This is a genomic window from Coriobacteriia bacterium (assembly GCA_041658765.1).
Classification (GTDB): Bacteria; Actinomycetota; Coriobacteriia; order Anaerosomatales; family JBAZZO01; genus JBAZZO01.
This window is the reverse complement of record JBAZZO010000003.1, coordinates 128,347-154,201: the sequence shown is the minus strand read 5'-3', so window position 1 is coordinate 154,201 and position 25,855 is coordinate 128,347. Positions and strand designations below refer to the sequence as shown.

The following is a 25,855-nucleotide window of genomic DNA, read 5'->3' as shown; positions in this document are numbered from 1 at the left end:
GGCCGGGGAAGGAAGGGGTAAGGGATGAAGGCAGCGGCAGGAGGAAAGCGCACCGGCTTTCGGGTGGCGCTGGTGCTCGCCGGGATGTCCCTCGCGGCGCTGCTCGTCGGGCCTGCGACGGCTTCGGCGGAGACGATCGAGATCAGCGGTGTGGTCTTCGCGGAGAAGTGTCTTCCGTGCCATGCGAGCATCGCCGACTCGAAGAGCTCGGAGATCATCTTCAAGCATGCGTACCACCTGCTCATCGCGTGCAGCAGTTGCCACACGGCGTTCCCGCACCGTCCCGAGGGCACCGCTGTGCCGAGGATGCCGGAGTGCTGGAACTGCCACAACCTCCGGCACGGACCTCAGGGCCTCATCGCCGCGGGCGAGTGCAAGGACTGTCATCGCACGCCCCGCGAACGCCTGCGTCCCTCCTTCCATACGTGGGACTGGGTGAAGACGCCTCACGTCGTACCGGGCGAGCGCGAGCTCCGCACGAAGTGCATGATGTGTCACGACAAGGCGTGGTGCGACGATTGCCACGACCGCGACGGGATCATCTGGCGCACGACGAAGGAGTTCACCTTCGACGCGCGCAACGGTTGCGAGGTCTGCCACGGCAACGAGAACCTGACCCGCGTCTCCCCGACCGGTCTCAAGTCCTACCAGGTCACCGGAGTCGACGCTTCGGCACACCGTTCGCTCACCTGCGGAGCATGCCACGTCGACTTCAAGTACAACGACAATCTCGACTCTACGAAGGTCTGGAGCGTGAACGCGGCGCTCGCATGCCAGGGGTGCCACGACCACGAGAAAGTCAGACGCGTGTACGTGGAGTCCATCCACGGTCAACAGCTCATCGAAGGCAACCTCAAGACCGCGACGTGCTCCTCCTGCCACGGAGGACACTACATCCAGCGGCTCGACACAGCGGTCGGGAAGGCGGCGCTGCACGGTTCCGCGTTGCGCGTGTGCGCCCGGTGCCACAAGGACAAGTACGATTCGTACGACGACTACTACCATGGTGCCGCGTACAAGCGCGGCGCTCCGGATGCGCCGGCGTGCTGGGACTGTCACGGGGCGCACGACATCCTGCCCTCGTCGGACGCGTCCTCGAAGGTGAGTCCGGAACAGGTGGCGGCGACCTGCCGAAAGTGCCATCGCGGTTCGGAGGAGTCGTTCGGCGCGAAGGCCGGTTCGCTGATACATCAGAAGGTGCAGGCGAGCGAAGAGAACCCGCTCGCGCGCATAGTCGCCGCGGTGAAGGGCTGGCTGCCCTGGAGCCGGTGAGGCAGTGAACATATGACGTTCAAGCGTGCAGCTTTCTGGGGGGCGGCGACGTGCCTATTGGCCGTCGCCGTCCTTCTGCACGAGCCCCCCTCCGCGGGCCTGGGGGAGATCGCGCCTCCCGTCGAGGTGACCGGGGAGGTGCAGGCCGAGCAGTGCGCTCCTTGCCACTTAAGGATCGCCGAGTCGAAAGTGCCCGGCATCATCTTCACGCACGGCAACCACCTCATGGTCTCCTGCGCGGCGTGCCACTACCGCCGTCCGCACGAGTCCGGACGTACGTACCGCCCGCCCATGGAGGCTTGCTTCAACTGCCACGGGATCAGTCACGGGCCTCAGGGCGAGCTCGCCACCTCGCGCTGTCGCGACTGCCATGCGCCGTCGTTCAAGCTCCGCCCGGCTTCTCATGTGCGCAACTGGAAGGCCCGGCCACACGCCACGCGCGGCAAGCTCGGCGTCAACCAGTGCATGATGTGCCATCGGGCCGCCCGGGACTGCGACGCCTGCCATCGTCGCGAAGACGTGGACGTCGATCCGATGCCTCGCGGCTACGTGACGCAGCTGCCCGCGACGCCGCGTACGCCCGCGGTGCGCGTCTTCCCGGAGCGCGCGACCTCGATGGGGCAGTGCGTCTACTGCCACCCTGATATCGATGCCTTCGCGCCGGGGCGGATCATCTTCGCGCATGCGGAGCACCTGAGGCGCAACTTCCCATGCACCGCTTGCCATCCGCGCTTCGGGCACGAAGCCGAGCGGGTGCTCAAGCCGGACATGCGCTCGTGCTACCGATGCCATGGCCTGACCCACGCGGCTCAGGGTCTCGTCGCGACGGAGTCGTGCGACGCCTGTCACCCGAAGGGCTTCACCCTCAAGCCGCCCGACCACACGAAGCGTTTCGAGAAGGGCGAGCACAAGGTCGTCGCGAGCCGCGATGGCGCGTACTGCTCCATGTGCCACCGGCCAGAGTTCTGCTCCGAGTGCCATCGCGGCCGCAAACGCAAGGACGGCACGCGTGGCAAGCCGGTCGTTCCGGCCGACCACAAGCAAGTCGCCTGGCGCGGTGCCCATGGGACGCTCTTCCTGGGGCAGAGGGGTGCTTGCGCTTCATGTCACGAGTCGCCTTCGTGCACCCGATGTCACCGGACCGTCATGCCTCACCCTGTCGACTGGCTGGGCTCTCACGCGCAAGCGGGCAGGGCGGACCCGGAGGACTGCGACGTCTGCCACACCGACCGTCGGCGGTGCCAGGAGTGTCACCACGACCAGGTCAAGCGCGGCCAGCTCGTCGCGCGGAACTGCGTCCCCTGCCACGGCGTCATGCGGAAGCGTCCCGCCACCGCGATCAAGGACAAGGTCTTCGCCGAGCACGCGGTCCATTTCGACGTGGCGAAGAAGAAAGGGAAGCCTTACGTGTGCGACGACTGCCACATCGGATTCGGCACCACCCAGAGCCAGGCCTCGCTCACCCAAGCTCATGACCTCCGGCTGTGCTACGGTTGTCATGGAGGGCTCGACTACCGCAACATCCTCATCGCGCCCTACGGCGGCGCGCAGCTCTGCCTGAGGTGTCATACCGACCTGAACATCTGACCGTCCCGAATTCGGGACGCTCACCCGGAGGTCCTCGTGGTCGACTGGAGATCGCAACGCACGCTCGACACGCTCATCCGCGTCATGGTCGCGCTCATCGTCGCCGTCGTCGCGTACCTGGGGTACGCGTACATCTCGCACAGGCTCGCTGTGAGCCGGTCCACCCCGGCGGCGCGGATCATCAGCAACCTCGAGGCCGTCGTGCGCAAGCGCCCGGCCGATCCTTGGGCGCGCATCAAGCTCGCTGACGCGCTCGTCTCCGTCGGCAGGGATCGCGAAGCCGTTCGTGAGTACCAGGCGGCGCTCAAGATCCAGCCCGAGAACGCCTCGGCCCTCAGCGGTCTGGCGATGGTCGCGACGACGGGCAAGCAGTGGGCCGTCGCCGAGGGGTACTGGCGCAAGGTCATCGACCTGGTAGAGGGAGGCGAGTACTCGGGCAAGGACCAAAGGCTCGAGAAGGCCTACTACTACATGGGCGCCTCACAGCTCGAACTCAAGCGATACGAGGACGCCGCGCGTTCGCTCCAGGCCGCTCTGCGCATCCGGCGCGACGCATCGGACTCGCATTACCTGCTCGCCAACGCGTTCAAGGGCATGGGCTCGATGGACAAGTACCGGGCCGAACTCGACATCACCCTCGCCTTCGACGTGAACATGCCGGAGGCGAACTACGACATGGGCGTCCTGGCTCTATCCGAGCGCGACCGGGCGTCCGCCGCCGAGTACTTCCGGCGCTCTGTGGACAACGCTCCCGGCATCAAGAAGCCGCTCGATGCGCTCGAGGATCTCGGACCGTTCTCCGTGCGGTGGACGGCGGCGAGACGCTTGGAGAAGACCGACCCCGCGGAAGCTCTTGTCGAGGCCCGCATCGCGAGCGCTCTGAAGCCGCGTGACCTCGCCGCGGCGAAGCTCGTGGCCTCGCTGTACGAGCGGACCGGCAGCAAGGACGAGGCGCTCGTCGCGTGGCAACGCATCCTGTCCATCGCTCCGAACGACCCGGACGTGCGGGCAGCGTTGAAGAGGCTAGGCGGCAGTGGCGGATAGGGAGATAGAGGCCATAATGGCATCGCTCGACGAAGGTGTGGAACGCAACGCGATGGCGGTGAACGAGCACGCTCGACGCCGCCGGATGTTCGTGCTGGCGGCGCTGCTCGCCGCGCTCCTCGCCCTCGGCTGGGTCGCGTACTACTTCACCACGAACCAGCGGCTCCCCCTACCCTCCGCCACCACCCGGGAGATCCTGACACCGCCCGAGTACCTGTTCTCGATAACCGGAGGCGAAAGGCTCGCCGCCCTCGTGCGCCCGACCGGGGTGGCGGTGGGCGCCGGAGGACGCATCTACGCCACCGACGATCGGAACAGGCAGGTGAAGATCTTCAATACGTCGGGGAAGCAGGTGGGTTCGTTCTCCGCTATCCGCGGGGTCGAGACGACCACGCTCTACAATCCCGTGCACATCGCGGTGGAGCCGACCTCGGGCGACGTCTACGTGAGCGACCGCAGGCTCAAGCAGGTCTTCGTATTCTCCTCGACCGGGACGTTCAAGCGCGTCTACCGGCCGAGCGGCCTCGGAGATGCCGATTGGGGACCGCTCTCCCTGTGTTTCGACGCGCGCGGCGACCTCGTCGTCACCGACGTGCTCGACACCGAGAAGCACCAGATCTGGGTCTTCGACAAGAAGGGCGCCCTCCTGGCCCGCTTCGGCAAGACGACCCAGGTCGCTCAGTCGGGTCAGAGTCCCGGAGACCTGTTCTTCCCCAACGGCGTCGCCGTAGCGCCCGACGGCACCATCTACGTCGCCGATGGAGGCAACCGCCGCATACAGGTCTTCGACCGACGCGGCGCGTTCAAGTCCCTCATCCAGACGACCGGGGTGCCTCGTGGTGTGGCGCTCGACGACAAGGGGCGTCTGTACGTCGTCGACGCGCTGTCGCATCAGGTCGACATCTATTCCCCGAAGGGAGATACGCTCACGGCTTTCGGCGGGCAGGGCGTCGGCCCCGGTCAATTCAGCTTTCCGAACGACATCTCGCTCGGCGCTCGCGGCCGTATCTACGTCTCCGACCGGGGCAACAACCAGATCCAGGTCTGGGGCTGGCCGCAGGGCGGGCTGACGAGAGAGCTCATCCCGCGCACCGCGGCGCAATGGGGCTGGTGCCTGTCGCCGTTGCTCCTCCTGCTGATCCCGCTCTCGCGCCGTCGCCGCCGGTTCGTCGTCACGGGTGATTTCGTGCAGGCGATGGTGGACGCCGGCCTGGTCAGGTCCATGGCGGTCCCGCGCTGGCGGTTCGTGGTGCCCGATACGGAGCACGAACCGTACGTCGGTCGCGTGGTTGACGGGGTCGATCTCGGCGAGATCATTGTCGGCGAGCCGCACTCGGAGACCGACAGCCGCGACCTCATGGGCAAGCTCGACATCGCGATGCGCGACGCGATCCTGCTGGCGATGGCGAAGCAGGCGCGAGTGCTCTGCACGCAGAACCCAGGTCTGCGCCGGATCGCGGTCCTGTTGGGCATCGACGTCTACGATGCGGAGCAGTTCGCCGAGCGCTTCATGAAGAAGAAGGGCGACTCGTGAGGACGCCCATTCCCTATGGTGGCGATTGACAAACCCGGGGCGTCCCTGTAATGTGCGGTTGTAACAAGAGTTACAAGGTTTCGCCGGTGTCCCGGAACCAGACACGGCGGGCCGTTGATAAGTAAGCATGAGTCTCCGAGCCCTGCGACCTACCGCCAAGTGCCATGGTCGCCCGGCCGATAGGGTGTCAGCGGAAACGCGGGCGCCTCCCCACTTGGAAAGGAGACCAAGCCTAGCGCGCGGCCGTCGCCGGCAAGTCGACGACCGGGCGTGAGTGTCTTCTGGGGTAAGGGAGAGTCTATGCGTCGAGGTTTCTGAGACCGTTCTGCTTACGCGCTTTCTCGGGCGTACGCGATGAGCGGTCTTTCGTTTTCTCCGCACCGGACGGCGCGACGAGGAAGGAGGCAATGTGAGCGTCATCTCGCCGGGGGATCCCGGCAGACGGTGTGGAGGCTAGTCTCATCGGCCCCTAGCGGGGCGAGGACTGACAGAGAGGGAAAGGGTATGGCCACACGAGACAAGGGACCGGCAGGATTCGAGCTGTCGCGTCGCGCGTTCGTCAAGGCGAGCGCGGCTGCGGCCGCCGCAGGGGCGGCGGGCGTCGACTGGATAGCGCGGACCGAGCCGGCGCTAGGGGCAGTCGGGGACGTGGCGTACACCACGTTCAACACGACGTGCCCGTACTGCTCGGCAAGTTGCGGACAGCAGGTCGCGGTAGCGACCGCGGCCAGCGCTGCCCGAGGCATCGCGATCGGGGATGTCATCGACATCTGGGGCGACAGCGCGTCGCCCATCAACCAGGGCGGGCTGTGCGCGAAGGGCGCCGGCGCCCTCCAGCTCGTCAACAACACGCGCAGGCTCGGCGTGTCGACGAATCCGAACGCACTGTCCGGCGCCGCCTACAAGCGCACCGGCAACGGCGCGTGGAACGCGATAACCGTCGACACCGCGATGAGCGAGATCGCCTCCGGGTTCGTCAGCGCACGCGGGGCAATCGCTCTCGACGCGTCGGGGACGATCAACGGCGCGAGGCCGAACGGCACCGACGAAGGCGTGATGTTCTTCGGGTGCTCTCACGCGAACAACGAACAGAACTACCTGTATCGCAAGATCGTCGCGAACTTCGGCACGACGAACGTCGAGCATCAGGCCCGCATATGACACTCGTCCACCGTGGCCGGTCTTGGCCGCACATTCGGACGAGGCTCGATGACGAACCACTGGAACGACATCGCCAACGCGACGCTGGTCTTCGCCATCGGGTGCAACCCCGCTGAGAACCATCCAGCGGTCTTCAATCACATCAACCACGCCCGCTTCTCCACGGCGTCGGGGAACCCACTCAAGCCCAACGCGAAGCTGATCGTCGTCGACCCCCGTAAGACGCGCACCGCCCTCCAGTGCGACACCACGCGCGGCGATCGTTACGTCCGGATCCGTCCGGGCACGGACATCGCGTTCATCAACGGGGTCATCAACTACATCATCACGACCGTCGAGGCGTTGGCCGACGGCAATGCCGTGAAGACAGCCTACAAGGCGTTCCTGAACGACAACTCGTCGGTGAGCCGTACCTTCACGGCCGACGACGGCACCGAGGTCATTAACACCCTCGCCTCCGGTGGCGCGTGGACCAAGTACACCGACGCTCGCGTGAAGACATCGGGCTACACGTACTCGACGACGAACCTGACCATCGGCGGCAAGTCGGTCACGGGCATCCTCGATCTCGCGGCGGACATCACCGATTCCTCATGCGTGTACCAGAAGCTCAAGCACCACGTGTCGCACTACGATTCCACCGCGGTCGTCGACATCTGCGGCTGCACCGCCGAGGACATCACGTTCGTCGGCGACGCGTTCATCGCGAACAGCCGCTGCAGTTCGACGAGCGTTTCCGGCGGTGTGGTCAACGAGTCCACGTATCGCGTGGCGACGCTGCTGTACGCCATGGGCGCCACCCAGCACACGGTGGGGTCGGAGAACATCCGCGCCTACGCCGTCCTGCAGACGATGATGGGCAACATGGGACGCGCCGGCGGCGGCATCAACGCACTGCGCGGCATCCACAACGTCCAGGGCTCGACCGACATGGGCAACCTGTTCGACTCGATCCCCGGTTATTCCGGCAACCCGACCATGGGCCAGACGTTCCCGCAGTACCTGAACCTGCTGTTCGGGTGGCGCACGGAGACCACCGGCAGCTACACGAGGACAGTCGATCCGTGGTTGCGCAAGGACCCCCTCGTCCCCGGTGGCAATGTTGGGATGCAGCAGGTGGGCTTCTTCAACATGACGCAGGCGTGGTTCGGCGATCGCACGCTCAATCCGAGCTCCTCGGGCGAGGTCACCCAAGCCAAGATGGAGGCATGGTTCGGTCAGTGGCCTCGCGGCAACGGTACCGACCACATCAACGCCTTCCGTGAGATGGCGAACGGCGACATCAGAGCATGCTACGTCTGGGGCCAGAACCCCGCGGTCACCGAACCGAACCAGGCGAAGGTCCGCGCGGGTCTCAAGAACCTCGATATGCTGGTCGTCCAGGACATGTTCGAGACCGAGACGGCCGCCTGCGACCGCAAGGGCAGTGGCGTCACGTACCTGCTGCCCGCCTGCTCGCACGTGGAGGAGGCAGGCTCGGTGACGAACTCCGGCCGCTGGATCCAGTGGCGCGAGCGTGCTCGCGCGCCGAAGGAGAGCAGCAAGTCGGACATGGAATGGTTGCTCCGTTTCGCCAAGGCGCTCAACGACGCGAGTGCGTTCTCGCACATCAAGGTCTCGAACGGTTGGGCCGACAACGCGACGACTTGGACGAAGCTCTACGCGCGCTACGGCTGGACTCCTACGGCAGCGACCGACGACTTCGAGGCGCTCTCCTTGAATGAGACGGCCACGGCGGGCGGTGCCGGCAGAATCCTGTACGGCAGCGAGGTCGTCGCGCAGAACGTCTACAAGGAGATGTGCTCGCCACTGGCCCCGACGTTCGCCGGCGCCACCGACGAGGGGGCGCTCACTGCCGGTAGCACCGTGTGGATCTACTACGAGGCGTACAACACCTCCCTAACCGGGTCTCAGTACGAGGCCGCGAACGGCTACACGGGCCCCGCTTTCGCGTGGTCTGCTTGGACCAAGAACGTCAAGGCCCGCAACCGGGACGCGACCACCGGTCCGTCGCTCACGTACAACCGCTGGGGTTGGGCGTGGCTGAAGAACCGCCGCGTCTTCTACAACAACGCCGAGGTGCACTGGGACGTCGCGGACAATTTCGTGAACGCCGGGTACCTCGGGCGTCTGTTCTTGAACGACTGGACGGGTCCGGTCGAGTGGACCGGCAAGTGGACCTATCGCGAGTTCAAGAAGCTCTCCGACAAGCCGTCGGTGAGCTACGGGTCCGGCATCCACGAGTTCGCTCGGATCTTCCCGGCTCACACCGAGCCGTACGAGACTCCGCGCGACGACTTGGCGCTCGTCTGGGGCAAGAACACCACCGGCGGCACGCCGACGCTCGATCTCCTGTCGACGACCCACGCCACCACACCGACGGGCTCCGTCGCAACGGGATATCCGCTCGTGCTCACCACCATCCGGTGCGTCGAGCATTTCCAGGGCGGCCCCGTCACCCGCAACAATCCCTTCAACGTCGAGGCAGAGCCGGAGCCGTGGGTCGAGATCAACTCGGTCGACGCTCGCCGCTTCAACATCGTCGACGGTGACATGGTGAACGTCATCACCGCTCGTTCGAACAGCACGTCGAACCAGAACACCCGCACGAACAGGGAAGGCTCGACCGCCAGCGATCCCTGCACCGCCGATACCTTCGCAGCGGGCTTCAAGGCTCGCGTGGGCGTCGGTCTTGCTTCGAACCAGCGCGTGGCTCAGGGCGTAGTGGCCATCCCGTGGCACTGGGGCGATCGTGGGCTCTCTCAGGGCTCCCGCGCCAACGACCTGTGCATCGACGCGATGGACGCGAACACCAAGATCCCAGAGTACAAGGCTTGCCTGTGCCGCATCGAGAAGATCTCTTAGGGAAGGGCGGTGATTCACGATGGCTAAGATGGCCATACTGCAGGAAGTCGACAAATGCATCCGCTGTAACGGTTGCGTAGTCGGCTGCAAGCGCACGTGGCAGATGAAGGTGACGACGAGCACGTACGGCGTCCACCGGGTGCTGGCCACAAAGCGGCTTGAGATCAAGTCGCAGAAGCGGGTCGACATGGGCCCCTTCGTACGGTATAGCTGCTGGCACTGCGAGAATCCGCCCTGCGCGCGGCGCTGCCCGTTCAAGGCGATCACCAAAGAGTCCGACGGTTCCGTCAACGTGAGCCCGACCCTGTGTCAGCCGGATCAGTGCGCAAGGCAGTGCGTCCGTGACTGCCAGCGCGGCGGCTACCCGAAGGTCGGATCCGGCACTGACGACCCGACGATCACGGGCGCCAAGATGTTCAAGTGCACGCTGTGCCACGACAAGATCTCGGTGCTGCCCGGCAACAAGCCGACGTGCGTCTACACGTGCCCGGCGAAGGCCATGACGTACGGCACCCGTGCCAGCGTCATCTCGACGATGCGCACTGGCATCGCGAACGGCACGTGGCGCTCCTACGTCGGAGACGGCAGCGTGTTCTGGGTCAGCAAGAAGGCGGTCATCGTACCGCCGAAGGCGGATCCGTTCTTCGAGGACCATGTCGCTCCGATGGTCTCGAACATCCTGTCCGGTCCGTTCGCAAAGGCCGCGTTGGTCCCGACGCTCGTCGCCGGAGGCCTGCTCGCACTGAGCGCGCGTCGCGCCGAGCTCGAGGACGAGTCGCACGCCGTCGCAGTGGGTGAGGTGTGATGATGAAGCGCATCAGCATCCTGACGATCCTGTGCGTCGCGGCCCTCGCGGTCGTGTTGACGCCGGGCATGGCTCTCGCGAACTTCGGGATCCATGGCAGCTACACGATGGACACCGACGCTTGCGCCGGTTGCCACCGGGCACACACCGCTGTGAGCAGCGTCCAGTGGTCCGACCAGGGCAATAACAGCCACAGCGGCCTCCTGGTGTCGTCCGCGACCGAGATGTACGAGTTCTGCTACGCCTGCCACGACGGAGCGAGCCAGGGCGCGGACACCAACGTCCAGGACGGCGTCTACGAGGGCTCCGTCTACGGCACCCAGAGCGCCCCGCTCAACGGCGGCGGCTTCGGTTCCGCGGTCGGTCTCGACGAGCAGATCATCACGCGCAGCTACAGCTACAACACCACGACGTCCTCGTGGGAGACGACGATCCAGGCCGAGAGCCTGACGTCGACCCACATGTACAACGGCGCGTCGTGGGGCGCCTACGGCGGCGGACTCGCCGGCAGCCTCAACTATCTCGCGAGCGCTGACGTCACGGCCGCCACCGGCGAGACGATCACGGTCGACGGTGACATCTACGTCGGCACGAGCAACCTCATCGAGATGACGTGCACCTCTTGTCACGACCCGCACGGCAGCTCCAACTACCGGTTGCTGAACGACTACGTCAACGGCTGGCGTGTCGGCGGCTACGACGGTGGCGTGAACGGGTCCAACAACCCCACCCCGACGCCTTACGTGACGTCGGCGGAGGTCGGGTACCCGCAGGGCGGCTTCCGCCTGCACACCACGTACCCGACGTACACGCCGGACTACACGGAGCCCAAGTACGCCAAGCCGTCCGATGCCTCCAAGGGCATGGTCGGCTGGTGCGTGGGATGCCATACCGTGTACGCCTCCAAGACGTCGACGTACAACGCGGGAGACGGCTGGGGCGCCACCGAGCGTCATCGTCACCCGATGAACGTGCCGATGAGCAACTTCAACGGCGACCGGTCACTGATCGTGACCGACCTCATCCTCCCGCTGGCGCACAACGCAGCGAGTGAGCTCGGCACGGTCACCAACACCAGCAGCGACTGGATCGACTGCCTGGCGTGTCACGTAGCGCACGGTTCGTCTGCGATCATGACGGGCTATGCGAACGTGAACGATGCGACGAGCCTCCAGCCGAACTCCGGCGTGGGTGGCGTCGACCCGTCCAACGACAGCGCCCTGCTCCGCCTCGACAACCGTGGCGTGTGCGAGGTGTGTCACAACAAGTAACAGGTCCGATGCCCGGTTCGAACGGGCACGGAAGAGGGAAGGGCCGGGCGACCCCCGGCCCTTCCTGCGTCCTCGAACCATGCGGGTGGGACGGGCTTGCCCGTGCGCCGACGTGTCGAGGGTGCTAGATTGACCTGTGCAGCCGGACGAAGGGGTGCGGTGCGTACTCTAGCCACTCCGATGACCGTCGCGGTGCTGGCCGTCGCTCTCGCCGTCCAGCCCGTCGCGCAGTCGCTCGCCCTGGCGCAGTCCCATCCCGCGCTCGTCGTGCTCGCCGCGGCGCTCGGGGCCGCCGTCGGCGCGTGGCTCCTGTCGCTCGGAAGAGGCGCGGCGCACGTCCCTCTCGAACGCCCCTATCTGGTGGCGGGCGCTCTCGCCTTCGCCTTCGCTCCGTGGCTCGTGATCACCCATCGCTACACGGACGCGCCTTCGGGCACGGTGGTCCTCTTCCTCACGACGAGCGTGTGGGGTCTGTTCCTGACCCTCCTCGGAGACACTCCGGATCCGCGTCGCGCGTCCGGTCCTCGCACGGTTGCCGCCGCCGCCGCGACGATCGCCGCCGCGGCGGCTCTCGCCGTATGGGAGAGGCCGAGCTCCTTCAACCCGTTCGTGAGATTCCCGCTCGAGTCCGCGGCGTTCGTCGCCGCTGGCTTGGCGTTCACTGCGGGCGTGGCGCTCCTAGGCCGCGCACCCTCAGACGGCGGTCGGGGTGGGGCGATGCGCTCGGTGGCGGCAGGGGCCGTAGGCGCCGGGATCGTGCTCGTCCTGCTGACGAGCCCGTCCGCGCTCGTGGGCCTGGTCTCTCCGGCGACGCTCGCGTCGCTCTTTCCGGTCGCGGTCGCCTCCGCGTTCGTGGCGCTAGCCTGTCTGCGCGTGCTGGAGACCGCCTCTCCACGGCGGCTGGGCGTGGCGTTCCTACTGGCGCCCGTGGCGCTGTCCGTCCTCTCGGCTTTCGAGAGCGCCGCCGGTCCGCGCGGGGTTTCTCCCATCGACTGGGGGAGGGCGCTTCCGGCTTCGGTCCTCGTCCTGCTCGCCGCCGTCGCCGTGTGGATGCTGTGGCGCGACGGTCCGCGCGTCGCGGGTGCGCCAGGGATCGGCACGTGGATCGGTGTCGCGGCGCTCATCGCGGCCGGCGTCGGGTTCGCCGCCCCGTCACTTCGCGCGGTCGTCAGCGGATCGCTCTCGGACGGGTCCGCCTACAGATCCTCGTTCGCCATGGCGGGATACGAGACCGCGGGGGGGTGGCTCGCGTTCGCGTGCGCACTCGGCCTCCTGTGCGCCGGAGGGGTGCGCGGGCGCGGAGCCGCGTTCGCTTGGGCGGCGGGAGTGTTCGTCTTCGCGGCCGGATGGCTCGTCCTTGCGGGGATCCCGCTCCACACGTGGAGCGGGCGCGTGCCCTACGAGGTCCAGCAGGACTATGGTTCCGAGTACGCCCGGATCGTCTTCTCCCGGCTTCGCACGCCGTGGCAGATCGCCGCGGTGGGGCTGTCCGTCGCCGGGCTGCTGGTCCGGTTTCTGCGCGACCGTCGCGCCGCGGTGGTCGCCACTTCCGCTGCGATGATCCTCCTGCTGGCCGGCTGCTCTCTCGGCTCCGTCGCGGGAAGTGGCCCGATGACCGGTGTCTCCGGCACGGCGACGCGGACGGTGGCGCGCGCGTCCGAGGCGAGCGCGGCCAAGGACCCGCTGCGTCGCTTCGTGCCCCTCGACCTCGAAGGCTTCACCGCATTCGCGCTCGAGAGAGGCACGGGGGTCCTGCGTCGGGACTATGTGCCCACGGACCCGAGTCTGACCTGCACCCTGGTCGTCGACGCTCGGAGACTTGCGAGCGGGACCGCGGCGGCGAGGGCGTTGCGAACGGAGCTCTCGGAGGACGCGGTATCGCCGTTGTCGGACGTGCCTCTCGGCGGTGTCACCGGCTACTTCGTCACCAGCCGTGCCTCGACGGCGACTGTGGCCTTCGTGCGCGGGAACGCGTTCGTCAGGCTGGACATGAGGGCCGACGGCGGCGACCCTTCCGCGCTGCGTGACGATCTCTCCCGGATAGCGGCGGTGCTCGCCCGATGAGCGGCGCCGGTACGGATGGACGAGCGGCACGGCGTTCGCTAACATCGCTTCTGCCACTCGCGTGTCGGAAAGAGACCCCGGCAGGTCCCGGCGCGAACCGATCGATGGGGTAGAGGCTTTGGCCCAAGACATCCGCCCGGGCTCGTCCGTACGCGTGCGAGCGCGTTCCGACCGCACCCTCGACGTCGTCATCGCGCTCCTCGTCGTCCTGGTCCTGTCGGTCGGGGGCTACCTCGGCTGGACTGTCTACGTCGAGCGGCGGGCCGACAGGCTCTCGTCTCCGGCGATGCGGGCCATCGACGATCTCACGGCGCGGGTGAAAGCGGCGCCGCGCGACGCGGCTCTGCGCGTGCGCCTCGGCGAGGCCCTCGCATCCGCGCAACTGCTGCCTGATGCGGTGGAGCAGCTCAGGGTCGCGGTCAAGATCGACGTCAAGCACACGGGCGCCTACCTGGACCTAGGACTCATCGCCTACGACCAGAAGCAGCCGAAGGTCGCGGCAGGTTACTTCAAGAAGGTCGTCGATCTCACCGAGGGCGCTGACTACGCCAACGTGAACCAGCGTCGTGAACTCGCCCTCTACTACCTCGGCTCCATAGCTCTAGCCGACCGCCGCTACGAGGAGGCCGCCGGATACTTCAAGGCGGCGATCCGCATCCGTCGCGACGCCTCGGACTCCTACTACAACCTGGCCCTGGCGCTACGCGGGCTCGGGCGCGACGGCGAGGCTATCGAGCAGCTCGGCGCGGCGCTCGCCTTCGACCCGAACTACGCGCAGGCCCACCTGCTCCTGGGTGAGCTGTACAAGCGCACCGGAGACGACATACTGTCCGCCACCCACGTGCGCGAGGCCGCCCGCCTCGCTCCGGACGCGGACCCGCCGGCGGAGGCGCTCGAAGCCTTCGGCACGCCTGCGGAGTGGCTCGCCAAGGGGCGCGCCGCGCTCGCGGCGGGCGATCTGAAGACCGCTGAGAAGGCTGCGCGGATGGCGAAGGCCCTCGATCCCTTGAGCGCAGCGCCGCACGCGCTCCTCGGCGCCGTCCTCGAGCGTCAGGGCGACAAGGCGGGAGCTCTTACGGCCTGGCGTGAGGCCGCGAAACTCGCGCCCAAGGACGCCGCCGCGGCCGCCGCCGTGCGACGCCTGACCCCGAAGCGGCGAGGGTGAGGATGCACCGGTGACCAGACGTCGCAAGAGACAGATCGCGATCATCGCGGTTTTGGCCGCTCTGGTCATGCTGCTCGTCGCGCTACTCGTGAACTACCGGGCGACGAAGCGGTTCGGTTTCGATTTCCGTCCGCAGGCCGTCGAGGTCTTCCCGCCGCCCCAATACCTTTTCTCGTTCAGCGGCACCGACGCCGATCGCATGCAGCGCCCGCTCGGGGTGCTCGCCGAGAGCGACCGCGTCTATGTCACCGATTCGCGCAGGGCGCGCATCTACCGGTTCGCGCCGGACGGACGTCTCGTCGGCGATGTCGGGATTGACAGGGTCGTCGTGCCGCTCTACCTCGCCCGGAACCCCAAGACCGGGGAGCTCTACGTCACCGACCGCCGGACCCGTTCGATCCACATCTTCGACAAGGATGATCGCTACCTGCGCGATTTCGACCCGCGGCTGCCGAAGGCGCAACTGCCTCCGGGCGACACCGGCGGTGCGGTCTGGGCTCCAGTGGCGCTGGCGTTCGCCTCCGACGGGACGCTCTTCGTGACCGAGATCCTCAACGGCCACCGTCTGCTCATCTTCGGTCCGGACGGGAGATTCAAGAAGAGCGTCGGGACCGCGGGACTCGTCAACGACGCGAAGTCGTCTCCCGGCGTATTCCAATTCCCGAACGGCGTGAAGGTCCATACAGGCGAGGTCTGGGTATCCGACAGCAACAACCGGCGTCTGCAGGTCTTCGACCTGACGGGTGCGTTCAAGCGGATCGTGCCGACCGAGGGTCTGCCCCGGGGATTCGACTTCCTGCCCGTCGAGGGCGCGAAGAAGACCTTGAGGCTGGCGCTGGTCGACACTCTCGCCCACGACGTGACGATCTGGGACTCCAAGGGACAGAAGCTCACCAGCTTCGGAGGTCAAGGGGTCCTGGAAGGCCAGTTCAGTTACCCCAACGACCTGGCCGTAGGCCCGCAGAGCCGCATCTTCGTCACGGATATGGCGAACGGCCGCGTGCAGGTCTGGGGTTGGCCCGAGAAGACGAACCCGATCCCGCTGCCGACCGGCGCCCAGTGGGGCTGGTGTCTGTCGCCGCTGCTCTTCCTGCCGCTCCTGTTGCTGCGCCGCCGCAAGAAGTTCTTCGCCACCCCGGACTTCTTCGAGGGGCTGATAGCACTCGGTCTCGTCGGCGAGCTCACCGCTCCGCGCCGAGTATGGCTCGTGACCCCGGAGGCGTTGTCGGATCTCGGCGATCGCAAGGCGGGCGAGGGGCACCTCGTCGACTTGGTGGAGGCCGTCGAGCACTCCGAGTCCGACGTGCGCGGCCTGATGGACCGTCTCGAACTCGACCACAGCACCGCGACGGTGCTGGCGCTCGCTCAGCGCGCCTCCGTCTTCTGCACGGACAACGCCGGTCTTCGCCGGCTCGCGAAGGTCCTCGAGATCGACGTCGTCAGCAGCGACGAGTTCGCGGCGCGTTTCGCACGCGGACGGGGCGGAGAGAAAGAGTGACCGACGAGGGATCCCCTCTTGACGGAGGGAGTTCCACAGCGTAAGCTACATATGTAACTACTGTTACATTGTTCGGAACAGTGTCCCACCATACAAAGTACGACGCGGGCCGGGGCCGGCACTCCGCCCAGTTACCGACAAGGATCGCCCTCACCATGGGGTAAGGGACACCTGTCTCGACTGGAATTCTCGGAGCCACCCCTTCTCGCGACCGTGGAAACGGCGTGGAAGGAGGTGGCTCGTTCATTTCGCCGGTTCTCCGCGTGGAAGACCTTCAACGAGCATGGAGAAGGAGGATTGAAAGGCATGGCGATAACCAGGCGACAGTTTGTTACCAGGTTGGGCACCCTTGCAGCCGCGCTGGGCGTGAGCCAGGTCGACCTCGCGAAGGTCACCGAGGCGTTCGCGCACGGCGGAGCGGCAGGCGCATGGGCGGGCGGTGCCTGGACCCTCAAGCCGAAGGTGGTTTGGGTCCACGGCGCCGAATGCACAGGCTGCTCGACCTCACTGCTGGGACTGTTCGAAGACGCCACGGGTAAGGCCGTCGAGGGCACATCGATCACGACTCTCATGGCCCTCGACCTTTCCGTCGGCGGCGACGGCACCAACAAGCGGGTCACGCCCGCGAACGGTGACGGTCTCACGAACCACCCGTACGGCCACAGGACGCTGAACAATAGCGCCTCGGTGACCGGGTCCGACTTCGATAACAGCGGCAACAGCACGACGGTAGCCGTGAACATCGCGGACGTGCTCATCGACTTCATCGACCTGCAGTACCACGAGACGGTCATGGGTATGGGCGGAGAGCTCGCGTACTCGGTGCTCCACGACAACATGCACAACGCGGATCACGCCAACGCGAAGCCGTACGTGCTCGTCGTGGAAGGCGCCGTCCAGGACAAGGCGCAGACGGGCTACTGGAACGAGACCAACACCACGTATCCGTGGTGCTCGATCGGCATGAACGACGCCGGGACTGACGAGCTCTCGTTCGACGACGTGGTCCTCGACCTCGCGAACAAGTCCAACTGCAAGGCCGTCGTCGCGATCGGCCAGTGCGCTTCGTTCGGCGGCTATCCCGCCGCCGTGTCCCCGACGCTCGGCGCATCCATGACGGGAGCCCAGAGTGTCTACGACTTCCTGTGCGCCCACGAGGCCCCGGCCGGCTCACTGAGCGGCAAGGTCATCAACGTTCCGGGATGCCCCACGAACCCGTGGTGGTTCATCCTGACGGTCGTTCTGTGGCTCATCGACGCGACGTCGCTGCTCGCTGGCGGCTCGAGTGTCGTCGGCGTGCTGACGACCGGTCTCGCGATCGACCCGGCGGCGGTCGATTCCACCCGCCGGCTCAAGAAGGTCTACGGCACCTCGGTCCACGGTCCGATGTGCCCGCGCTACCAGGACTTCGTGAACGGCAGGTTCGCCACCCGCCCCGGCGCCACCGGCTGCCTGCAGCTGGTCGGGTGCAAGGGCCCGCGTACGAACTCGCTGTGCGGTCTCCACGGCTGGAACGGTCAGCAGCCGCACAACGACACGACCTGGGACCAGTCCATCGCCGCGTTCAACCAGAACGGCCGCTACAACCGCGGCGGGTTCTGCGTGAGCGCCGGCGCCCCGTGCATGGGTTGCACGGAGAAGGGCTATCCGGACTCATTCGTGCCCTTCGTGGTGCGCTAGGTGAAGGAAGGAGGGACAAGAACAGATGGCTAACGAAAGAATCAGCGCGACATTCGAAGTCGACCCGATCTCTCGCATCGAGGGACACCTCGGCGTCAGGCTCACGACCGACGCCAGCGGCGTCGTGACGGACGCCCAGGCACATGGCAACCTGTGGCGCGGCTTTGAGAACTTCCTGATCGGTCGCGAGCCGAACGACGCGATAACGTTCACGCAGCGCATCTGCGGCGTGTGCCCGGTACCCCACGGCACCACGGCCACGTACGCGGTCGAAGACGTGCTCGGCTACAGCGACGGTTTCCAGACCTACGGCGACGGCGACAACGACGGGCTTGGCGTTCCCACCAAGGCAGTGCATGCCCGCAACCTCGTGCTCTCAGCCGAATTCCTGATGTCGAGCATCACCCACTTCTACCACCTGGCGGCACCGAGCTACATTCAGGGCCCGAACATCCCGCCCTGGACGCCGTACTTCAACGGCAGCTACTACCACACGGCGCTGCTCTCCGACGGCAAGGGTACCGGCAACCTGACTGGTGCCGGGACCGGCGGGACCCTTCCCGCCAACGAGGCCGACGGCTTCTCCAAGGACGTCTGGTCCGCGATCATCAAGCAGTACGTCAAGGCCCTGCGCATCCGCCGCCTCACGTTCGAGGGTGCCGCGCTCTTCGCGGGTCGCATGCCGATGACCTCATCGTTCGTCGCCGGCGGCGTCACTCTCGACTCGTCCGTGAGTCTGCAGACGCGTTGTGACAAGTACGAGGCGCTCTTGAAGGAAGTCGGCACGTTCATCGTCCAGGAGTACGTACCGCTCGTACTCGCACTCGGCGTGTTCTACCCGAACTTCGACAACGTGAACAACGGCGGCTTGGGCTACGGCGCCGGCTGGGGCAACTTCCTGGCTTGGGGCGCGTTCCCGGACCCGTCAGGCCAGACGCTCGCCATCAAGGGCGGCACGAAGCTCTCCGGCGGCGCGGTCTCGCTACTCATCAGCGGGAAGTCGGATGTAGCCGCGGCGAAGGTGACCATGGCTGCGAGCCTCAGGGAGCACATCAAGCACTCCCGCTACGCGGACTTCAACAACGAGTTCGGTGGTAGCGACGCGGGCAACGCCTATCCTGGCAACGTGTCCCGCACCAAGCCGAAGCGCGGCGTGGCCACGACTAAGTACTCGTGGCTCAAGGCTCCGCGCTGGAACGGCAACCCGATGGAGGTCGGTCCTCTCGCACGCCTCGTCGTCAACGGCTGGTATCCGGTCACGAACGTAACGCTCGCCTCCATCGTTCCCGGCTACACCTCCTACGTGAAGAACTCGGGAGGCAACATCGGTCTCGACCCCGCGATGGTCTCGGCCGACCTGGCCGTGGCTCTCGTTTCGGCGGGGTTGGCTTCCATCAAGGTCGGCGGCACGACATACACCACCCGCGCCGACGCGATCGCGCACTACAACGACGCGACCGCCGTCATCATGGGCGCCGTCACCGACTGGATCTACGGGCTCAAGGGCGGTCTGTCCACGATGGACCGGCTCCGTGCCCGTGGTCTCGAGTCGCTGGTGCTCGTCGGTCTCATGATCGGCAGCTTCACGAAGGGCGCGACCGGGCTCGCTCCGCTGACGTGGCCTAGCCACGGCGGCTGGGTCGGTACCCTGCGCTCCGCGACCGGATCCACCTACATCCACAAGTCAGTGCCGCTCGGCAGTGTCTCGGGCTTCGGCGCTACGGAAGCCCCGCGCGGCGCGCTCGCACACTTCATCACGATCAACCGCGGCAAGATCGACAAGTACCAGTGCGTCGTACCGACGACCTGGAACGGGTCTCCCAAGGACGGTTCGGACGTCCAGGGTCCCATCGAGAAGGCGATGATGGGTGTCGTGGTCAAGAACTTCAAGTCGAGCTACACGAAGCAGGATGGAGCCACCGACGCCAACTCGTACAGCGGCGTCGAGGCATTGCGCGTAGCCCAGTCCTTCGACCCGTGCATCGCGTGCGCGGTCCACTAGAGCCCACGGAGGTGAATACGTTGAGGAAGATGAGCTTCGTCCTGGTGCTGGCCATCGCGGTCACGCTGCTTTCCACGGGTGTCGCGTTCGCCAACTTCGGGCCTCACGGTGGGTACTCGCAGGACACGGATGCATGTGCCGGTTGTCACCGCGCACATTCGTCCGCGTCTGCGGTCACGTGGGCCGACCAGGGTGGGAACGACCACTCCGCATTGCTCGTCTCGTCCGCGCAGACGATGAGCCAGTTCTGCTACGCCTGCCACGGCGACGACGCGCCCGGCGCGTCGACGAACGTCTACATCGGCGTCTACGATGCGGGCCCCTCGGGCCGCATCGGCCAGACGCCCGGCCAGAACAACGGCGGCGTCTCGGTCCAGTACCAGACATCGTCGTCGTTCAACGCCACGCTGAACGGCGGTATGTTCTACGGAACGACCTCGATGCACAACATGGACGTGGGCGGCGCGACCGACCCCATGTGGGGTGCGGGATCCTCCGCTCCGGCCGGAACGAACCTTACGTGCACCGACTGCCATGATCCGCACGGGAGCTCGAACTACCGGCTCCTGAAGGACGTCGTGAACGACAACACCGTCGGCGGCTACGACACCTCCGGCGCACCGACGCCCTACGTCATCTCGGCAGAGGTCGGCTATCCGGCGAACGGCTGGAGCAAGCATGCCAGCGGCACCGCCGAGATGCTCGCGTATCGCCCGAACTACACGGCTCCGGAGTATGCGTACCAGCCCGACGCGGCTGGAGCATTCCGGTCCATGTCGACCTGGTGCTCCGCGTGCCATGAGCGCTACGACGAGAAGAACGACGTCACGCTGAGCCAGACCTACAACTACGGCAACGGTGAGCAGTACGTCAGCGGCGCCACAAGCGCAAGCATGGGTGCTCGCGCTCGCCATCGCCACCCGGTCAACATCTCGTTGGTCGCGGGGCGCGGCGCAGGTCGTGCGCTCACCGCCGAGGTCGTCACGGACGCCGTGCTCCCGCTGGAAGCCGATCCCGACAGGGTCGGCGGCGTGGGCACCATCCGCGGCGGTCAGTGGGACTACACCGACTACCTGGGTTGCCTGACCTGCCACCGTGCCCACGGCACCTCGGTCGACATGACCGGTTGGGCCGAGGCGAGCCTCGTCTCTTCGGGTGGGGCTGTGGTGACGTGGTACCCCGAGCTGCGTGTGCAGCCGGTCACCGGCGGGGTCAACCCGAACAACTCGAGCGCTCTGCTGCGCGCGGATAATCGCGGCGTATGCGAGCGGTGCCACAACAAGTAGCGTGAGGTAGAACCCAGCCACGGGAAGCGCTACGCGTGAGCACTTCGACGGGAGCCTCGGACCGCACCTCGGTCCGGGGCTCCCGCTCGCTCGCGTCCCTCGAGCGCTCCGACCGACTATACTGGCACTGGAGTCGCTGCGTATCCATCGTATGCGGCTGCGATGACACGGCCCCTTGGAAGGCGGCGCGTTACATGACTGTCACGACTCGGCCGGCGCCTGGCGATCCGGGATACCGGGCCCTTGGGTTGGTCGCCGACCCGTTCCAGGTACCACCTGCATCGCCGGACGACGCCGACCCGGTCGGCGTGCGCCTCGCGATCCATCACGCCGCGGTCCGTCTGTTGGCGGCGCTCGACGCCGTCGCCGGGCAGGACCACACTCAGCCCATCCTCATCGAGAAGGACGGCGCGATCCCGCGCTACTATCACCTGGGCGCTCTTGCCGAAGTGATGGAGGTCCTCTCCGAAGGGGACGGCATCGGGGTGCTCATCGTCTACATCCCGCTCGACATGCTCGCGCTCGGTCGTGTCCGCAGCGCTCTGTCCTCCCTTTCGGAGCATGTCGCGAACGCGACCTTCGACCTGACGCTCGCCGCGTACGTGCGTGGGGCGCTAGAAGCGCCGGACGCCTCGCTTCCGGAATGGGAGAGCGTGCGCGAGCACGTCCCGGTCTTCCTCGCGGCTCTTGCCGACGACGCGCGTGAGGCGCTGGCAGGCGTCTATGGGGTGTGCGAGCCTGAGCGCGAGGGGTCGGACGACACCGAGACGCTCATGCGAGTCTCCTCCCTACGTCAGGACCGCCTCGAGACGGACCCACTCGAAGACGACACCCTCCCGGAGGATCTCGTCGACGATCCTCTCGCCGAAGCGCTCGCGGGTGAGACCGCGGACCGGGAGCTGGTTTCGGGGCCCACGCCCGCGGACCTCATCGCCGCATACGTAGCGGCACACATCAAGGAGCACCTCTCTCCTGTCGTCGCGCGCGCGGTGCGTGCGTATCGATCGCGCGGGACGTCCGCGGTAGCACAGGAACTCAAGATCACGAAGGCTCCGAAGAAGACGCTCGCCGCTCTCGTGCGCTTCGCGACGGCGAGGTACCGCCGGGTCGCTCTGCTCTACGACCGATTCGACATGTGGACGACGATGCCGCAGGACCTTCGCTCCAAGGTGGTCGGCACTCTGAGCGAGTTGCGCTGGTCGCTGGCCGATGCGGGCGGCTCGATCGTGCTCTCCCTTTCGCCGGGTCAGGCTCCGGAGGTCGAGGAGCAGTTCGCCGCCAGCGTGAGAGTCGCATGGGACTTCGCCGAACTCGAGAGCATCGAGGGTGCCGACCCGCGCTACGACGCCGGGGTCGTGGGCGCCTGGCTCGCCGACGGGACGATACCCGGTGCGAAGTCCCTAGCCGGTTCACCGGAGCTCGAGAGGCTGGCGGCGGCTTGCGGAGGAAGCCTGGAGGTGTTCGTCCGGATGGCGTCGGCGGCGATCGGCGACGCCGCCCAACGTCGTGTCGGCCGTATCGACGGTGCGGCCGTGGACGCCGGTCTTGCGGTCCGGGACGGATAGGCCGCGATCGACGATGCCGCGCCGGACACGCGACGCTCGCCTCGATACCTGTGCACCGCTCCTCGCGGCGCTCGTACTGGCGTGCGCGCTAGCGGTCCCGGGTCCGGCGACGGGGCTGACGGCACCTCACGTCACCGACCAGCCCGAGACGGCCGTGTGCGCGATGTGCCATCGCGGCCATTCTGCCCCTGCCCAGACACGGTATAGGAGCCTCGACTCGTCGGCGCTCGTGGGGAGCGCGCTGATCATCGCCGATCCGTCGACACCGGGTGACAGTGCTCTGTGTTTCGCCTGTCATGGGACAGAGGCGCTAGGTTCGGGTACGGATGTGGGGACCGCCTTCGGGTCCACGTCGACCCACAGTCTCGCTCCGACCGAGTCGGCCTTCGGGCCGGTCCAGAAGCAGTGCAGCAGTTGTCACGATAGCCACGGGACCGCCCGCACGGCGAGCGGCACGCCGTACCCGGCCCTGCTCCGCGCCTACAACGCCTCGAATGCGCAGGTCTTCTCCGGTGACGCATTGTGCGCCACGTGTCACGAGGCGCGGCCGGTATCGCTATGGGCGGGGATCGGCGTGTGGGGGACGACGGCGCATGCGCGGGATGTGCCGGCTCCCGTGTCTGGGACCGGCATCGTGTGCTCCACATGCCACGACCCGCACGGCTCGCCGGCGGCTCCGCTCATCGTCGGCGCTCTGTATCCGCCCGCCGCGCCGGCGACCGTCTCCGTCACGGCGAACGACCGGACATTCTGCCTCGTGTGTCACATGGCTGCTTCGGAGACATACCCGAGCGGGCCGGCGTACGCCGGATCCGCGCACGCGCTGTCGACGAAGACCGCGTCGATCGGCGCCGAGTATGCGTCCGCCGAGTCGAGCCGCGCCGTCGGGGAGTGTCAGTCGTGTCACGACCCCATGGGGAGTTCCGACGGGTCGGGAAGCGCACTCCCGAAGATCGTCAGCCGAGAGGGCAGGAAGCTGTGCGACGGCTGTCACGACTCTGACGGGCCTGCGTCGGCCGACGTCAGTGCGACAGGCTATCCGTCTGGAGCCGCAGGGTGGCTCGAGGTCGCTGCGGGCTGGGCTCCGGCCACCGCCACCGCCTCGTTCGGCCGTGTGGCCGTCTACGCTCAAGCGGCGACTTCCGTACCGCGCCCGTTGGTCGGTCCGCGCGAGTATGCCGCAGGCGGACGCGCCGGGGCGCTGGCCGCGGGTGATCTCGATGACGACGGTTCCGTCGACCTCGTGGCCGGGGATCCGGGTGTCGCGCAGCTGAGCGTACTCTCCCCCGACCCGCTCAAGGGGCTGTCCATCGCTTCGGGTCCGGGGGTGCTCGCCATCCCCGCAGGGTTCGCGGCGGACTATCTCGCGGTGACGGACGTCTTCCCCGACGCTTCAGGGCGTCCCGAGATCATCGTGGCGAACCGTGTTGCCGGGAAGCTGTGGATCTACCGCTACTCGGGCGCGCATCAGGGCGGCGTCCTCGCGACCGCGGTCGGGCCGATCTCCGTCGGTACCGGAGTATCAGGTCTCGCAGTAGGGGATGTGACGGGCTCGGGAGCCGGCGACATCGCGGTCACGGCCGAGACCGGGGCGGAACTACGCATCCTCTCCGAGTCCATGTCGGTCTCGGGGGCGATCGATGTCCACGGGCCGTACGGAACGGGCGGGGGGCCGCGCGGACCGGCGATCGGTGACGCGTACCCGGGCGGGCGCGATGAGGTCGTCCTCGTCGCGCAGGACGAGCCCACGGATATCCTGGAGGTCCACGCTGGGGACGGATCCCTTCTCGCGAGCTCGGCGCTCACCAACCCCGGCGGTGCGATCCCCTATGCTGCGCTCGTCGCCGATGTCTTGCCCGGTGTGACGAGGTCCGGTACGTCGGGTGACGAGGTCGTCGTCGTGATGTCGGATCAGTCCGGCTCGAGCGCGGTGAACGTGCTCCCGCAGCGCGTCGGCGGCGGTTTCGACGCCGGTGACCGGCTCTACTATGCGACGGGCACGGGGAGCGGGAGTCTGGCGGCGGGCGACCTCGACGGTGACGGTGACGCCGAACTCGTCGTCGGTGACGCGGGCTACCAGCCGACCGCGGTCCCGCCGAGTCTGAGGGTGCTCCACGCCAACGGCGGGGGCACCGCGCTCGACCCGTCCGGGGTCACCGTCCTGTGGGGCGGCGGAGTGGAGATCGCGGGCACGCCGCCCGCGCTCACCGTCGCGGACTTCGGTGCCGTGGGGCCATCGAGGCATCCGGTGGGCGGGGTGCCGCGCGCGCATGTCTCCACCGAGGTCGCGCTCTTCGAGCGTCACGTCGAGTGCGTCGACTGCCACGATCCGCACCTCGCCACATCCACGGTCGCCGCCGCACCCGCGGTCCCCGGTGCGCTATCCGGGGCCTGGGGCGTCGCCGTGACGAATGACGGCGTGGGCTCTCTAGTAACGTACGTCGAGACGCGCGGCGTCGCGGCCGAGTACGAGTTGTGTCTCAAGTGCCACTCCCCGTGGGCGAGGCTCGATGGCGCCCGGGACATCGCGTCGGAGCTGAACACCCGCAACGCGTCGGTGCATGCGGTCGAGCCGACGGCGACGGGCAGCGAGGCGCTCGAGGGGTCGTTCGAGGCGAGCTGGACGAACGGGTCGACGCTGTACTGCGGCGACTGTCATGGCGCCACGGACGACTCGCTCGTTCGCGGTTCGCACGCATCCACCGCCGGACCACTGCTGAGGGGCGCGTACCTCGGCGTGCGGTCCTCCAACCCCGCGGGGCTGTGCTTCCGCTGTCACAAGGCGGATGTGTATGCATCCACGTTCGCCGGCTCGCTCAGCCGTTTCTACGATGGCGACCTGCTCCACCCCGCTCTGCATGCCTTCCACTCCGGGGAGACAGGATCCCAGATGGGGTTCGGGTGCGAGGTCTGTCACGTGAGCCACGGCTCGCAGACGCTACCGCATCTGCTCCGACCGGACTCCGGCTTCACGCATGGAGCGAACGGCGGGTCGTGCCTGAACGCGTGCCACGACGGTACGAGCAAGACCTACACGAGGCCGTGAGAGCAGGGAT

16 protein-coding genes and 1 riboswitch are annotated in these 25,855 nt (G+C 67.1%); all 16 genes read left to right on the top strand.

Annotated elements, in window-relative coordinates:
- Positions 1 to 24 precede the first annotated feature (24 nt).
- Positions 25 to 1,272, top strand: coding sequence for a hypothetical protein (locus WC971_03290; protein MFA5843836.1), 1,248 nt, complete (start codon positions 25 to 27; stop codon positions 1,270 to 1,272).
- 12 nt (positions 1,273 to 1,284) lie between these two features.
- Entirely contained in the window at positions 1,285 to 2,859 is a 1,575-nt protein-coding gene (locus WC971_03285; protein MFA5843835.1) for a cytochrome c3 family protein, read from the top strand.
- A gap of 36 nt (positions 2,860 to 2,895) precedes the next feature.
- On the top strand, positions 2,896 to 3,903 hold the full coding sequence (locus WC971_03280; GenBank protein MFA5843834.1) for a tetratricopeptide repeat protein: 1,008 nt from the start codon (positions 2,896 to 2,898) through the stop codon (positions 3,901 to 3,903).
- Positions 3,893 to 5,437, top strand: a complete 1,545-nt coding sequence (locus WC971_03275; GenBank protein ID MFA5843833.1) for a 6-bladed beta-propeller — start codon at positions 3,893 to 3,895, stop codon at positions 5,435 to 5,437. Before WC971_03280 ends, WC971_03275 begins: the two co-directional genes overlap by 11 nt.
- A gap of 121 nt (positions 5,438 to 5,558) precedes the next feature.
- A riboswitch (molybdenum cofactor riboswitch) is annotated at positions 5,559 to 5,678 on the top strand.
- Positions 5,679 to 5,941: 263 nt separating this feature from the next.
- Positions 5,942 to 6,598, top strand: coding sequence for a twin-arginine translocation signal domain-containing protein (locus WC971_03270; GenBank protein MFA5843832.1), 657 nt, complete (start codon positions 5,942 to 5,944; stop codon positions 6,596 to 6,598).
- Positions 6,599 to 6,646: 48 nt separating this feature from the next.
- Entirely contained in the window at positions 6,647 to 9,463 is a 2,817-nt protein-coding gene (locus tag WC971_03265; protein MFA5843831.1) for a molybdopterin-dependent oxidoreductase, read from the top strand.
- 19 nt (positions 9,464 to 9,482) lie between these two features.
- Positions 9,483 to 10,268 (top strand): 4Fe-4S dicluster domain-containing protein, encoded by a 786-nt coding sequence (locus WC971_03260; protein MFA5843830.1) that lies wholly within the window; start codon positions 9,483 to 9,485, stop codon positions 10,266 to 10,268.
- Positions 10,268 to 11,539 carry a cytochrome c3 family protein gene (locus tag WC971_03255; GenBank protein ID MFA5843829.1) on the top strand — a complete coding sequence of 424 codons (1,272 nt, stop codon included), beginning with the start codon at positions 10,268 to 10,270 and terminating at the stop codon, positions 11,537 to 11,539. Before WC971_03260 ends, WC971_03255 begins: the two co-directional genes overlap by 1 nt.
- Before the next feature lie 180 nt (positions 11,540 to 11,719).
- Positions 11,720 to 13,603 carry a hypothetical protein gene (locus tag WC971_03250; GenBank protein MFA5843828.1) on the top strand — a complete coding sequence of 628 codons (1,884 nt, stop codon included), beginning with the start codon at positions 11,720 to 11,722 and terminating at the stop codon, positions 13,601 to 13,603.
- A gap of 118 nt (positions 13,604 to 13,721) precedes the next feature.
- Positions 13,722 to 14,768, top strand: coding sequence for a tetratricopeptide repeat protein (locus WC971_03245; protein MFA5843827.1), 1,047 nt, complete (start codon positions 13,722 to 13,724; stop codon positions 14,766 to 14,768).
- Positions 14,769 to 14,778: 10 nt separating this feature from the next.
- Entirely contained in the window at positions 14,779 to 16,266 is a 1,488-nt protein-coding gene (locus WC971_03240; protein ID MFA5843826.1) for a hypothetical protein, read from the top strand.
- 306 nt (positions 16,267 to 16,572) lie between these two features.
- Positions 16,573 to 17,946, top strand: coding sequence for a hypothetical protein (locus WC971_03235; GenBank protein ID MFA5843825.1), 1,374 nt, complete (start codon positions 16,573 to 16,575; stop codon positions 17,944 to 17,946).
- A gap of 25 nt (positions 17,947 to 17,971) precedes the next feature.
- Positions 17,972 to 19,948: a nickel-dependent hydrogenase large subunit gene (locus WC971_03230; protein ID MFA5843824.1), complete on the top strand. Its 1,977-nt coding sequence runs from the start codon at positions 17,972 to 17,974 to the stop codon at positions 19,946 to 19,948.
- A 29-nt stretch (positions 19,949 to 19,977) separates the two neighbouring features.
- A complete protein-coding gene (locus WC971_03225; GenBank protein ID MFA5843823.1) occupies positions 19,978 to 21,234 on the top strand; it encodes a cytochrome c3 family protein in 1,257 nt (418 codons plus the stop codon).
- A gap of 194 nt (positions 21,235 to 21,428) precedes the next feature.
- Positions 21,429 to 22,799, top strand: coding sequence for a hypothetical protein (locus tag WC971_03220; GenBank protein ID MFA5843822.1), 1,371 nt, complete (start codon positions 21,429 to 21,431; stop codon positions 22,797 to 22,799).
- 13 nt (positions 22,800 to 22,812) lie between these two features.
- On the top strand, positions 22,813 to 25,845 hold the full coding sequence (locus WC971_03215; GenBank protein MFA5843821.1) for a cytochrome c3 family protein: 3,033 nt from the start codon (positions 22,813 to 22,815) through the stop codon (positions 25,843 to 25,845).
- The last annotated feature ends 10 nt before the right edge of the window (positions 25,846 to 25,855 follow it).

What these genes read in the sequence shown, in the direction of transcription:
- WC971_03290 (MFA5843836.1), top strand. Translation starts at nt 25, where the DNA reads ATGAAGGCAGCGGCAGGAGGAAAGCGCACCGGCTTTCGGGTGGCGCTG.
- WC971_03285 (MFA5843835.1), top strand. Translation starts at nt 1,285, where the DNA reads ATGACGTTCAAGCGTGCAGCTTTCTGGGGGGCGGCGACGTGCCTATTG.
- WC971_03270 (MFA5843832.1), top strand. Translation starts at nt 5,942, where the DNA reads ATGGCCACACGAGACAAGGGACCGGCAGGATTCGAGCTGTCGCGTCGC.
- WC971_03265 (MFA5843831.1), top strand. Translation starts at nt 6,647, where the DNA reads ATGACGAACCACTGGAACGACATCGCCAACGCGACGCTGGTCTTCGCC.
- WC971_03260 (MFA5843830.1), top strand. Translation starts at nt 9,483, where the DNA reads ATGGCTAAGATGGCCATACTGCAGGAAGTCGACAAATGCATCCGCTGT.
- WC971_03255 (MFA5843829.1), top strand. Translation starts at nt 10,268, where the DNA reads ATGATGAAGCGCATCAGCATCCTGACGATCCTGTGCGTCGCGGCCCTC.
- WC971_03250 (MFA5843828.1), top strand. Translation starts at nt 11,720, where the DNA reads ATGACCGTCGCGGTGCTGGCCGTCGCTCTCGCCGTCCAGCCCGTCGCG.
- WC971_03235 (MFA5843825.1), top strand. Translation starts at nt 16,573, where the DNA reads ATGGCGATAACCAGGCGACAGTTTGTTACCAGGTTGGGCACCCTTGCA.
- WC971_03230 (MFA5843824.1), top strand. Translation starts at nt 17,972, where the DNA reads ATGGCTAACGAAAGAATCAGCGCGACATTCGAAGTCGACCCGATCTCT.
- WC971_03225 (MFA5843823.1), top strand. Translation starts at nt 19,978, where the DNA reads ATGAGCTTCGTCCTGGTGCTGGCCATCGCGGTCACGCTGCTTTCCACG.
- WC971_03220 (MFA5843822.1), top strand. Translation starts at nt 21,429, where the DNA reads ATGACTGTCACGACTCGGCCGGCGCCTGGCGATCCGGGATACCGGGCC.
- WC971_03215 (MFA5843821.1), top strand. Translation starts at nt 22,813, where the DNA reads ATGCCGCGCCGGACACGCGACGCTCGCCTCGATACCTGTGCACCGCTC.